This window comes from Bauldia litoralis, assembly GCF_900104485.1.
Classification (GTDB): Bacteria; Pseudomonadota; Alphaproteobacteria; order Rhizobiales; family Kaistiaceae; genus Bauldia; species Bauldia litoralis.
The window spans coordinates 1-13,477 of sequence record NZ_FMXQ01000011.1; the positions used below are offsets into that span (position 1 = coordinate 1).

Genomic DNA, 13,477 nt, shown 5'->3' on the forward strand with positions numbered 1-13,477 from the left:
GGTCGAGATAGGCTCGCGCCTTCCCGGCATCGGCGGCAACGCGGCCGCCGCCGGCCAGATAGAAGCGTCCGAGTTCACCGGCGGCCGCCGCGACATTGCCATCCGGGATTTGCGACTTGAGCGCCCTGATCCCGGCCGGAACATCCTGCGGAAGCCCCTCGCCCCTGATCAGCGCCTGACCGAGCACGACACCTGAATAACCGTTGCCGCCCGCGATTGCCTGGTCGAGATAGGCCCGCGCCTTCCCGGCATCAGCGGCGATGCCGCCGCCGCCCGTCAGGTAAAAGCGGCCGAGTTCACTAGCCGCCGCAGCGACGTTGCCATCGGGAATCTGCGCCGCGAGCGCCGCGACCGCCGCCGGAACATCTTGCGGAAGGCCTTCGCCCCTCAGGAGCGCCTGGCCGAGCACGATGCCTGAGTAACTGTTGCCCGCCGCGATCGCCTGGTCGAGATAAGCCCGCGCCTTCGCGGCATCGGCGGCGATGCCGCCGCCGCCGGTCAGGTAGAGGCGCCCGAGTTCACCAGCCGCCGCCGCGACGTTGCCGCCCGGGATTTGCGCATCGAGTAGCGCGATCCCCGCCGGAACATCCTGCGGCAGGCCTTCGCCCCTGATCAGTACCTGACCGAGCACGATGCCGGAGTAACTGTTGCCCGCCGCGATCGCCTGGTCGAGATAGGCCCGTGCCTTCCCGGCATCGGCGGCGATCCCGCCGCCGCCGGCCAGATAGAAGCGGCCAAGCTCATTCGCGGCGGTAGCGAGACCAGCGGCCGCCGCCAACTCCATGAGCCGAAGCGCCCTGCCGCGTTGCTCGTCGTCTTTGGCCCCTACGAGAAGAATCTTTCCCGTCTCAAGCAGGTCCTGGCTCGTGGCGCGGTCAAGCACTACGCGACGGTCGTCGTCGGCAAGCGACGGGGCCAAAAGAACGAAAAAAGCCAACGTCGCGGCCCTGAAAATCCGGCCCAACACAACCTCCACGCTCACGCGCCAAAACGCCTTCGCCCCCCGGTCAAGCGACGCTAACCATGCCATAAGTGACCAAATTTATTCAATTGTTTTGCGTAATTGGACGTGTTAACAAATTGTTAATTCACTCTAACGTCGTGAGGGCCGGTGTTTAGGATTCGTCTCCTGTCCGCAGCTAGCGGTATTGCGCTGGCAGTTGCCGCTCAGGGTGGGGCCAACGCTTCGCCGAGCGAATTTTCTGACGGCGCGAGGGCCCAGAGGCCCATCGTCACGGGTGTTATTCCGTCTGACCAGCTGTTTTCGCGGTTGCTCGGCCTGACGGGCGGAGTACTGACCGCGGAACGCGTTGGAGCAGCGATCGACGCGATGTTTCCCGAGCTTGATCGGGAGCAGGCGCAGCAACTTCCCGATTTGATGACGCAGATCCGGACGTTGGGTCTCGTGCGGCAAACCGAAATGGCCGCGGCCAGGCACATGGCCTCTCGCGTCGCGGATTCACCGCTGCTGCAGGACGCTCCTTCCCTGCAGGTGGAGTTGGCCCGGGATATCCTGGGAAGGCTCGCCGGTCCCGCCGTTGCCGTTCAAGTCGCCCAGAGCGTCATTGACGAGAGCCTGTGCCCTTACGAGCCAACCGACCCGCGGTATTCGAGGGATCCGAACTGCGCACCGCTCGAGACGGGTGCGATTCCGGATACAGGCGGCACCGGAACCGGCGGGACGATCCCTGGTGTCAACGCTCCGCCGAATGGCCCCGAGAACGCCGGGACCTCGAACGGATACTAGCTGCGCGGTTGATGATCCGTGCCGAAACGTCGATGATCCGCGCATTGTATGCGGGGATCAGCTGATCCGAAGCCGGGAAAACCGGTATTTCGCGAAATCGGCTCTCGTCGTTGCCCCTGAGGCAACGGCAAACTCCACCGCAACTGCGATGTTTGCGTGAATTCGTCCCAAGGGGACGTGCAGCGTCGTATAGGCCGTCTCGGTCGAGACGTCCATTTTCGACGACGACACGTCCAGTCCGGTTGACTGATCGATGACACGAATGACGACCGGCAAAGCGTGAGTTGGTCCCTCTCCGACGAGGCGCGCTTCCAACATTTTGTGGCCGGCAACCGGAATATCGATGATGAGTAGGTGTGGCGTTGTCGCCGTGCTTGTCGCCAAAGGCGTTATCCAGCCGCTGTCGGTATCTACCCGGGCAGCCCCAACATAGACGCGCACTGCCCCCGCGATCCTGTCGGGGATGGGTTCGGGACGTTCGTCGACCAGATTGGGTGGTGCTTCGACGAGGATGTTCCCGAGCATTTCGGCTATCTGGTCTCGCCCCGTGGCAGCCGTCGTGTCGCTCGGACCAACCGCACTGAGGTCGGGACCGACAGCCCAGATGCGCTCCGACCGCAAAACGCCCGCGATGTCGAAGCTCTTGCGGAACCTGATGGCCCCTTCAGCGGTCTCGATGATCTGTTCCGTGCTTTCGCGTGCGAAGTCGGGGCCCGAGGCAAGCTGAAGCGCAAGCTCAGGTCGACCCAATGCTGCCGCGAGAAGAGGCAGTCGCTTTGTCTCCGGACTGACCAGCGGGTGCGCGTCGTCCAAGGATACCGTACCCGAAAATTGCGGGAGTCCGTGTTCCTCCAGATACGACCCGAACGACGAGAGTGCCAGCCAAGGCGCGCCGTTGGGATAGAACGATGGCAGCAGGTTCAGATCCCGGGCCGTGCGCTTCTTTTCTCGGTAAGAGTTGGTCGGGCGCTTTGAAACCCACCCCGGCCAGACGGTCTTTCCGCCGATCATAGGCACCAGCAGAAAGGACTGGCCACGCTTGCGAGCGCCAATGAACAACGTGTGGCCAATAGACAGTGTCCCGACGTAGGTGCCGAGTTCGTCGTCAACCAGATCGCTGGCCTCTAGCACGTCGCCGATGGCCGACGACGAGAATGCGCAGATGTTCGAACTGGTCGATCTGCCCAGGATGCCGATTGCCGGCGCATCGCCGTGGGGTAGATCGGCGACGGTCAGTTCTTCCGAGCCTTCCTGAGTTGTCGCGCAGATGCATGAGACCACGGATGCGTGGCCCGACCCAAGCAGATTGATCGCCGCCCAGAAGAAATGCGGCCGAAGCTCGTATTCCATGTCGACACAGAAAACGAGTTCTGCGGCCGCGATCGTCCCGAGCGCTTCTACGCGCTGTTCCGGACCGAGCACCGACACCACTTGCCAGACGTCTTCGCCAGCCGGGCCGTCGGGCGGGGAGAGAAAAGCCGAAAGAACCGGCTTGCGACCGGACAAGATGATGATGCGCGCCATGCTTCCAAAGGATTCGACGCTCCGGGCCAGATTGTCGGCAAACAACCCGAGTGGAATCTGGCCGTCGTCGATGATGAGGATCAGCAGCGATTTGCTGGAATTAGCCGCTGGCAACATCGAAAGCGGCGGATGCGCCACATATCGTAGCGGATCGTTGGCTATCTCAGCGTGCCACGCGGACCACGTCTTCAGGTTTTGTTCGGGATCGAAGCCGGGAGCACCATAAGCAGCCCCATGGGCGAGGACCGACTCCAGCCTCTCAGCCAGCGACTCGATGCTCACGTCGAACATGATCTTCTCTGCCGTAGCGGCACTCACCAGTTCGTCGGCGCCGCTGCCGCGTGTCGTGAGAAAGGGAATGCCGTTTTCCATGCACTCATAAACGACGCATGGGCTGTTGTCCGACAGGGAAGGCATGATTGCCAGCCGTCCCTCTTCCTTCAGATACGCCAGCGCCTTGGTCTGGTCGTAGTCGGTGAGAAGCCTGACCCGACAATGCCAGCGCCGGGCGCGCGCCAGGATAAGGGCGCCGCTGGCCGTCCCGCCGACATTCGTCATGCGGCCGAGAAAAGTGACGGTCTTCCCACGCAGCTTCTCGCCCAATCGGTCCATCGTATCGCAGAAAAGCCAGAGGCCCTTACGTGCCTCAAGCCTTCCAAAAAAAACGAGTTCATCGATCTTCACAGGGCGATCGCCAATGACGGCCTCTCCCCGGATCAGGGCATAAGGCTGATTGAATGTCTGCTCGGGGAGCGCCCAGCCGTACTTCTCATATTCCGCGAGCAGATACCGGCTGGGCCCGATCACCACGTCGGCCCACTCGACGCTTCGGCGCTCGAAAGCCATGATCTCGAGATCGCTCGCGCGCTGGACGTATTGATCGTTGTACTCGTAGACCCACTCGATGGACCCGTGGGTTACGACGCAGTGGAGCTGCTCGGCGAAGGGTGCAAGACCGGCCCGCTTCGCCGCTAGGGCGTAGTACCCGCTTCCATGATGTTCATTGAAATAAACGAGGTCGAACGCGTAAGCCCCCAGGAACTCCTTCACGAGCCAGGATTTCTGCCGCCAGGCCCGATACGACCCCTCGTGGGGAATGAACGCCAGCGTTACTCCACTCTCGGCCGCGACCCGGACCCAATAGTCCCAATCGCGTTCCACGACCACCGGAGCGCCCCTTTCGACCAGCGTGTACAGTACGGTCACGCGATGGCCATCGGAGACCAACTGCTCGATGAGCCCGCTTGTAGCGGTGGCAATCCCGCCGTTCTTGATGGGGCCCAGGAATTCTGAGGTGACGACACAGACATCCAGCGCCCTGCCGGCCCGCGCCGTGCCGTCGACGATGCTCGCTAGGCTTGGAATATGCCTTTTCAAGTTGGATTACTCTCCGTGACTTTAAACGCGGGAGCGGACCAGCGGACCCTTGCTCCCTCCGAACTGTCGAGTTGATTCAGCATCTCGACACTCAGAAACGCCTCGCAGTCGCGCTGGAGTTCCGGCGGCACTTCAAGCTCGATCTCGCCCGCGCTCCCCCCGGTCAGCAACGCAACCCGTTCAATCCGCGCATCGCGACTTGCTGTCATGAGTTCCAGGCGGCATCGTACGGGGTTGGCTCGGGCAGGAAGTTCGACCCGCGCATGAAAACTGCGAACCGCCTCGAGGTTGATGCGGCGAAATGCGAGGCCAGCCCGCCCTTCATTGGCAGCATTGGCATGCATTTCAAACCAGCCTTCCACCGCATCGAGCGCGAACGACCAATCATGTTCGAGATTGATCCATTCGCAGGTTCCGGTAGCGACCAACGTCACGAGGTCGATCTCGCGCGCCTTTTTCTCCAGAAGGCCCACTATGTCCGAAAGCTCGTCGGCTTGAGCACAACTGCCGAACTGAGGAGCCAACAACTCCGCTGATGCCTGGATTTGTCCAATCTCGACAGCCAGCACCGAAAGCTGCTTTGCGAGTTGCGGTGAGGGTGCGCTGACGCTCCAGTGCATTTCCCGGAGCCTCGCCGGGAGTTCGTCTTTCGAAGAAGGCCGGAGCCGCTCCATTGAACCTTCTATTCCCAGGCGCGACAACAGAGCCTGGTCGGTCCCCGGCTCGAATTCCAGTTCCGAGGGGATCAGCGAGCGAAGGAGGCCTGCCAGGACATGCACCTCGAACGGCCTCTGTCTGACTCGCTTCTCTTCAGTCAGATCCGGCGCCAGCTCGAAGCTCTCTCCATACAGCCGCAGAACCATGAGAAGTTCGTGAATCCAGACTTCCATTAACTTGATCCGCCCATGAACCGGGTCAACGGGCGAAGTCGTTGCGAGGATGGAGAAGAATGGAGCGCGAACGAATACGAACCCGGAATTGGTCGCCTGCTTCAACAGAAACACGGCGGCGGCGTTTCCAAGGACCGGATCCGAAATCCTTCGACCGTCGCCAGTGCTGAAATAGGGCTCAGCGAAAACGTCCGTTTCCCGTTCGTCGAGGTCTACGATGAGCCCTGTGACGGCAACCGGCTCCTGCATCGACTGCAGCGCCCGTGTCGCGACATTCACACTGTTCGGAGAAAGCGGCTGGCTGGCGTGGCAGACACCAACGATATCCCCGTCGCGTGAAGCCAGCTGACTGCATAAGTCGGCGTATTGGTCATATCTGAAGATCCGGATGTCCTCGCCGGATGGCACCTCCCCGGAGAACGCCAAATCGTCCGGGGGCGGCACGAGAAGCCAAAATTCTGTGTTCGCAGGGTGATTTCTTCTGAGCAACGCTACATCCGTTGCCAGAGAGCCAAGCCCCTCGGGTTCTGCGATCACCAGGATGATGCACGCGGGGCAGACCGCATCGGGCCCTGTTCGTTTCTTCAGAAATGCGCCTGACGCGACCTTTTCCACGAGCTTGAGATACGAGTCCTTCACCTGGTCGGCGGACCACACCGCCTCTGAGGCGCTCACTCCATTTGCAAGGGCATCCCTCAGCTTGTCCGTAAGGCCTTCGACCGTCGGCTCGAAAAGGCTATTTGCCCGGCTCGCCTCGGCTATCAGTTCTTCGCCGCCACTGCCCTTCGAAGCGACGAACGGGATGCCGTTGTGGAGACACTCGAGTACGACGCTCGGGCTGTTGTCCTCCGGCGACGGCATAACGGCCACACGATTGTCCGCAGCGAGATAAGACAGCGCCTGCTCGCTGTCGTAGCTGGTCAACATGCGGACGTCGAACGGCCACGACGCGATATGTCCGAGCAACCTGGTGCCCGTGGAAACGCCGTATTCCTCGGTGGTCTTCCCGAGGAAGGTCACGGTCCGGCCCGTCAGCTCCTTCTTGAGACGATCAAGCGCCGCACAGAAAAGCCACAGGCCCTTTCGCTTTTCCAGTCGCCCAAAGAAGACGAATTCCCTGGGTTCGACGTGTCGGATTGCTTGGCTGCGGTGAGTGAAACGCGGCAGGATATTTGGCTGGACAACGACGGCCTCGGGGATCGACCAGCCAAACTCGCGGTAACGGGAAACAATGTATGAACTAGGGGTGATCAACAGATCGGCCAGCTCGATGCTGCGCCGTTCCATTTCCATCTGCGTGACCTCGGCCAAACCGCTGACGGACATATTGTTGGCGTCGAAAATCCACTGGGTGGCGCTATGCGCCACAACGCAGAAAGTCGTGTATTCAAGCTCGGGCGCCCCCGCTCGTTTCGCCAGCAGCGTCATGTAGCCATTGCCATGCATGTCATCGAAGAAGACGACGTCGTAGCGATGACGACTAAGGTGGCGATAGACGAGGTAGGATTTGGAGAGCCATTCGTTCCACCTGCCGCCGTGCGGGATGCACCGCAGGGTAACGTCTCCCCGGGCGAAGGAACGCACCTGCTGCTCGAAGGGCCCGCTGGTGCAAAACGGACGTCCGTCGTTGACCCTCGTATAGAGAACGTCGACCTCGTAGCCTGCGGCTGCAAGCGCCAGCGACAGGCCGCGATTGGAGGTGCCGATACCTCCATTGAAGTCCGGGCCCGCCAACTCGCCGGTTACAATACAAACGCGAACACGCATCGACGAAAAACCCCAACCCGCTGGATACAGCCTAGAATTGCCACTTCGGCAATTACCGCTTCATTACCAAAAATAATGCTAAATTCTTAGCTGGATTTTCTGACATGACTAATGCGAACAAAGCTGCTGTCGGATCCTTCGGCCCCAACGAGGCCGGCCCTCCGAGGCGGTGGATGACCCTTCTCGGTCGGAAGAGGCAGTCGAAATGAGGAAAAGACGCCACGATGCCGGAAGCATCCGGCAAAAGCCTCCGGACCACGCGGAATGGAAGGCTTGATCGGTCCGACGTTTAACACCACGCGGAAATTACGAATGGCGAGATTACTGGTCACTGGCGGAGCAGGTTTCCTCGGATCGCATTTATGTGATCGGCTGATCGAGCGTGGCGACGACGTGCTGTGCGTGGACAACTACTATACCGGATCCAAGGAAAATCTGTTCCACCTTCGCGACAACCCTCGCCTCGAATTGATGCGTCACGATGTAACCTTCCCGCTTTATGTCGAGGTCGATCGCATCTTCAACCTAGCATGCCCCGCATCGCCCATCCATTACCAGCGGGATCCGGTACAGACGACCAAGACGAGCGTCCACGGCGCGATCAACATGCTTGGGCTTGCAAAACGGATAGGCGCCCGGATTCTCCAGGCCTCCACCTCAGAAGTCTACGGCAACCCTGAAGTTCATCCGCAGATCGAAGGCTATTGGGGAAGCGTCAATCCGATTGGTCCTCGGAGCTGCTACGATGAAGGCAAGCGCTGCGCCGAAACGCTCTTTTTCGACTACTGGAGGCAGAGCCAACTCGAGATCAAGGTCATGCGCATCTTCAATACCTACGGCCCGCGTATGCACCCAAACGACGGGCGGGTCGTCAGCACGTTCATCGTTCAGGCGCTCAAGGGAGATCCGATAACCATTTTCGGCGACGGGACCCAGACCCGAAGCTTCTGCTACGTCGATGACCTGATCGACGGAATGGTCAGGCTCATGGACGCCCCGGCCGAGTTTGTCGGCCCCGTCAATGTCGGCAATCCGGAGGAGTTCACAATGCTGGAACTCGCCCAAAAGGTCCTGAAGCTCGTCGGGAGCAACTCGAAACTGGAGTTCCTGCCTCTCCCGCAAGACGACCCAAAACAGAGAAGACCCGACATCAGCCTTGCCAGGTCGGCGCTGGATTGGCAGCCGAGGGTATCGCTTGACGACGGCCTGGCCGAAACTGTCACCTATTTCCGGAAGCGACTGGACGCGTGATGCGATTGCTTGGGCTGGTGATCACACGCGAGAGGCGCCGCGAAAGCAAAGCAGGACAACGGCATGCCATCGCGCGACGGGATGGTCGTTCTTGCGACGAAAGACGGGTAGACTCACTATCATGAAACGCGTTCTAGTGGTTGGCGGCGCCGGCTTCATCGGCAGCCATACCTGCAAGTTGCTCGCAAGCCGGGGCCATGAGCCAATCGTCCTGGACAACCTGAGCGCAGGGCACGAGCAGGCGGTGCGATGGGGGCCGCTGGTCCGGGCCGACATTCGCGACAGTGCTTCCATTGAAAAGGCATTGGCCGATTCTCGTCCCGACGCGGTGATCCATTTCGCTGCACATGCCTATGTCGGCGAGTCCGTCACCAATCCCGCCAAATACTACGACAACAATGTCACGGGGACCCTCGTCCTGCTGGAAGCGATGCGCAGGGCCGGCATCGGCAGGATGGTGTTTTCGTCAAGCTGCGCCACCTATGGCAATCCCGGCGGCGATCTCATTACCGAAGCAACCAGGCTCGAGCCGATCAACCCCTACGGCTGGTCGAAACGGATGGTCGAACAGGTGCTCTCCGACTATTCGGCCGCGTATGACCTGTCGTTCGTGACGCTGCGCTATTTCAACGCCGCCGGGGCGGACCCGGATGGCGAACTCAGTGAGCGGCACGACCCCGAGACCCATCTCATACCGCGGACGCTCCTCGCCGCCGCCGGACAGGCAACGCATCTGGACATCTTCGGAGATGACTATCCCACGCCTGACGGAACGTGCATCCGCGACTTCATCCATGTCATGGATCTGGCCGAAGCTCACGTGGCCGCAATAGACCTGCTGGATCGGTCAACTGGCGCCCATCGGCTGAATGTAGGGACGGGCGTCGGCTCTTCCATTCTGGAAATCGTTCGACACGTTGAACGGGTCGTCGGGCGGGCGGTACCGACCATCGTGCGTCAGCGGCGACCCGGCGATCCGCCAATCCTCGTCGCCGACCCGAGACAGGCGAACGAAATACTTGGCTTTCGTCCACGGTACTCCGATATCGACACCATCATCCGGACCGCATGGCCGGCATTCGCCGGCTCAGCCGACTGATCGCTAAGACGGCAGGCACGCACCGCGATCGCATCCAAAACCGAAGGTTGAACGAATGGCCGAAGCAGGATCACCGCAGGCACGGCTTGACGGCGGTCAGGGCGATAGCCTGCGGGCGAACCTCGGGCGTGCACGCGCCGCGTTCCAAGACGAGCGATGGGCGGAAACGGTCGGCCTGTGCGACGCGTGTCTCGCCGCTCCGAGCGGCGGCGACAACGCTCGCTGGCTCATCAATATCCGGGGCCGCAGCCTGATGGAGCTTGGTGAAATTTCCCGCGCCGCGGACGACTTCACGAGGCTGCGTGACCTGCACCATGACGCAGTCGGCGGAAATGCCGGCCTTGCCGCAGTTGCCGCCCGTCAATGGAAATGGCGGGACGCGATCGCTTATTGGAATCAATGCCTCCGCGACGAAACCGACCAGGCTTCCTTCCACTGGCTTGCGCAAAAAGCACACGCCCTGACGGAAATCGGCGAAGTGATACAAGCGCGCGCCACGTTCACCGAACTAGCTTGGCGCTTCCCGCAGGACAGCGCGGGCCCGCGAGGGCTTGCCGAAATTGCCACCCGTCAGAACACGGCCGCGGTTGCGTTCGGCGAATGGGAAAAATGCATCGAGCGGTTTCCCGACCACCCGGCCGGAACCGTTGGCAAGGCGTATCTCCTCCTCGATCGCGGCAGACACGATGAAGCGGAAGTCATCCTCGCCCCTGCCCTGGCGCAGTGGCTGACGTCACCGGATGTGACAATTGTCGTCGGGCGCGCGATTCAAGCCTCGAAGGGCCTGGATGAGGCCGGGCGCTATTGGCAACGAGCCGTCGACCGGATTGGCCACAGCCAGCAGTTGCGACGCGCCTACTGCAACTATCTCGGCCGAGCCAATCGCAGGGATCTGGCACAGGCGTTCCTGTCGCGGGATCCGGATGGACGCTCGGCGCAGGAGTGCTGGTTCGAGTTCGAGTTGGGGCAGGAAAACTATGCAGCAGCAATCGTGGCCGCCGAGCGCGCCCTCGCTGCAGGCCCGCCAGATCCGGCAACCCGGTCGCATCTTGCGCGCATTCGTCTTCGGGAAGGCACTCGAACGAACCTGGACGTGGCGCTCCGCGAGCTCACCGACCTCCACGCCACAACCCCTGAGGCAGTAACGGTTCGCGTGTCGCTGGCGGAAGCGCTGATCCGTGCCGGTCGCGCCGAGGAGGCCCGGCACGTCGTCGAGACGATACCCATGCAGGAAAGGCGCGCCGAGGTCTTGATGCTGCGGGCATGGAGTCAGCATTACCTGGGTCATGAAGCGCGGACGCAGAGCCTTTGGCAGGAGATTACGCGCCGCCGGTACTTCGCCTCCCTCCACGCGCCGCTCGGCACTCTTCGAAGAACCCACGGCCGCTGCCCTGGCCGGGCCACAGGCGATATCGTGCTCTTTGCAAATGTCCGAAACGAAGCGCCCCGGCTTCGGTGGTTCCTCGATTACTATCGGCGTCTCGGTGTCGACCGATTCGTCTTCGTCGACAACGATTCGAGTGACGACACTGTCGCGGCTCTCAGGTCATGTTCCGACGTCATTGTTTACGAGACCCGTGAGCGATACGATTTGTCCGGCGCCGGAATGCGCTGGATGAACGAGCTGATCAAGAGGCACGGCAGGGGGTGCTGGTGTCTCCAGATTGATGCGGACGAAGCACTTGTCTTTCCAAGATCGGAGGAAATCGGTCTCAGGGGCCTGACCAGATACCTCTCTGGACGACGCGACGAAGCGGTGGCGGCCATCGTTTTAGACATGTATCCGGCAGTCACTTCTTCGTCCGACGATGTGGCTTCGTTCTCCTGCTTCGATGACGATCTCGACGTCTACGCAACCAGTGTCTGTCCGTACCGGGAAGCTTTCGGCGGTGTCCGCCGCCGCCTCTTCGGTACCTATCCGCTGCTGATTAATGTTCCGCTCATACTTGGTGGTTCGCAGGTGAAATATCTCATGGGCCGACATCGGATCAGCCCGGCACGGGTATCGGATGTCACCGTGGCGATCTTGCACTACCACCTTCTCTACCTTCTGAGCGATGCCTATCGATCGCGCCTACAGGACGCGATCGATCGTGGGCAGCATTCCGGCGCTTCCGTGGAGCGCCGGCGATCCGTGGACGCGCTCGCGACCATGGAGAAACAACAGTCGCTGGTTCACGCGAAAAGTGTCTCGTACGTCTCAAGTTCCCAGTTGGTCGAACGCGGGCTCTTGCGGACAAGCCCGGAATACGACGCAATGTGAGAATGGAAGTCGAACGGCGCGCTAACCCATTTCGGGATATGAAACCCTCGGCCTTGCCGCCCATGGCGCAGCGGGAATCCCACGACACTGGGGACCGGCGGCTGCCGCGAAGGGTGACGCGGTCCATAAGGATCACGTTGGCAGAACCCGGCCGCTGGGTATGCGCTCGCAAGCGAGGATTGGGCCGGGGCACGGTTTCTTGAGACAGCCGACTGCGGTTAATTGAACCGCAATCGGAGGTGCAAGATGGAAGAGAACAGCGACCCCAAAGGGCGATCGGAACGGATGCCCTGGCGACGCCGACGCGCGCCGAGCACGTTGGCGGCGTTAGCGGCAAGGTCGGTGGGCATCGGCTTTCGGCAAAGATGAAACTGTCGGCGGTGCAGCGGCTACTGCGTGGCGAGAGTCTCGAGGCGGTGTCGCGCGATCTGAATGTCGCGGCGCACCGCTTGTCGGAATGGCGTGATCGGGTTCTGGCGGCAGCTGAGAGTGCCCTGAAGTCGCGTGATCGCGACGAACGGGACGCCGAGATCGACCGGCTGAAGGCCAAGGTCGGTGAGATCACGATGGACAACGAACTACTGGACGAGGAAATCGCGAGGTTGGAGGGAGGCCGCCCTTTGGTCCGCAGGAGGTCGAAGAGATGAGCCGCGCCGCTTCGCCTTCCGGAGACCAGTTCTGCGGTGTGGCGCGGGCCTGCGCGGTCTGGGGTGTTGCCCGGGCCACGGTCTACCGGCACCGTGTCGCCGACGACACCGAGAAGCCAGCCCGCCGGCGCGGGCCTGTCGGGGCATGTTGCGATGAGGATCTGCTGGTGCACATCAAGGCGGTGATCGCGGCGTCCCGGTTCCACGGGGAAGGCTATCGCAAGGTCTGGGCGCGGCTGCGGCTGAAGGAGATCCGTACGGCCCCGCGACGGGTGCGGCGGCTGATGAAGGAGCACGGGCTGCAGGCCCCCCACCAGGTCCGGCCAGCCCGGGACTATCAGCACGACGGCACGATCGTCACCGAGCGGGTCGATGAGATGTGGGGAACCGACATGACCCAGACAGTGACAACTGAAGAGGGCCGGGCCTACGTCTTCGTGGCGGTCGACCACTGCAGCGGCGCGTTCGTCGGCATCCATGCCTCGCATTGGGCCAACCGCTTCGAGGCCCTGGAGCCGGTCCGCCAAGGCGTGGTCCGGCACTTCGGAGCCATCGGGGGCGGCGGCGCCGCGGACCTGAGGCTGCGCCACGATCATGGGTCGAACTACATGTCCGACGACTTCCAGGACGAAATCAAATTCCTCGGCATCGTCAGCTCGCCCTCCTTCGTGCGCCAACCCGAGGGTAACGGCGTCGCCGAGCGGGCGATCCGGACCTTGAAGGAAAACCTGCTGTGGCTGCGCCACTTCAAAACCGTCGAGGAGTTGCGGCAGGGCCTGCTGGCCTTCGCGGCGACCTACAACGCGACCTGGTTACGCGAGCGGCACGGCTACAAGACTCCAAACCATATCCGGGCCGAACAGCTCGGACTTGAAACCGCGGTCACCATGGAGCACAAAATGGCCGCGTAAG

General features: G+C 61.7%; 7 protein-coding genes and 1 pseudogene. 5 read left to right on the forward strand and 3 right to left on the reverse strand.

Translation table 11 applies throughout. From position 1 onward, the window contains the following. The coding region (locus BLT60_RS21065; protein ID WP_175478567.1) for an SEL1-like repeat protein at positions 1 to 784 on the reverse strand (784 nt) is incomplete at its 3' end. Between the two features lie 546 nt (positions 785 to 1,330). Between BLT60_RS21065 and BLT60_RS21070 the strand changes: the two genes are divergently transcribed. Then, the gene (locus BLT60_RS21070) at positions 1,331 to 1,747 is read left to right on the forward strand and encodes a hypothetical protein (RefSeq protein ID WP_175478568.1); all 417 of its coding nucleotides are present in this window, start codon (positions 1,331 to 1,333) and stop codon (positions 1,745 to 1,747) included. A gap of 57 nt (positions 1,748 to 1,804) precedes the next feature. On the opposite strand, the gene BLT60_RS21075 is transcribed toward BLT60_RS21070, so the two are convergent. Then, a complete protein-coding gene (locus BLT60_RS21075; RefSeq protein WP_090879883.1) occupies positions 1,805 to 4,648 on the reverse strand; it encodes a glycosyltransferase family 4 protein in 2,844 nt (947 codons plus the stop codon). Beyond that, a complete protein-coding gene (locus BLT60_RS21080; RefSeq protein WP_090879886.1) occupies positions 4,645 to 7,305 on the reverse strand; it encodes a glycosyltransferase family 4 protein in 2,661 nt (886 codons plus the stop codon). The genes BLT60_RS21075 and BLT60_RS21080 overlap by 4 nt, the downstream gene beginning before the upstream one ends. A 264-nt stretch (positions 7,306 to 7,569) precedes the next feature. Between BLT60_RS21080 and BLT60_RS21085 the strand changes: the two genes are divergently transcribed. From BLT60_RS21085 to BLT60_RS21100, 4 genes and pseudogenes are all read left to right on the forward strand, one after another. Next, positions 7,570 to 8,556, forward strand: a complete 987-nt coding sequence (locus BLT60_RS21085) for a UDP-glucuronic acid decarboxylase family protein (protein WP_210185656.1) — start codon at positions 7,570 to 7,572, stop codon at positions 8,554 to 8,556. A 121-nt stretch (positions 8,557 to 8,677) separates the two neighbouring features. After that, positions 8,678 to 9,655, forward strand: a complete 978-nt coding sequence (gene galE, locus BLT60_RS21090; protein WP_090879892.1) for a UDP-glucose 4-epimerase GalE — start codon at positions 8,678 to 8,680, stop codon at positions 9,653 to 9,655. 55 nt (positions 9,656 to 9,710) lie between these two features. Continuing rightward, the gene (locus BLT60_RS21095) at positions 9,711 to 11,918 is read left to right on the forward strand and encodes a glycosyltransferase family 2 protein (RefSeq protein WP_090879895.1); all 2,208 of its coding nucleotides are present in this window, start codon (positions 9,711 to 9,713) and stop codon (positions 11,916 to 11,918) included. 290 nt (positions 11,919 to 12,208) lie between these two features. Further along, a pseudogene (locus BLT60_RS21100) lies at positions 12,209 to 13,476 on the forward strand (IS3 family transposase). The last annotated feature ends 1 nt before the right edge of the window (position 13,477 follow it).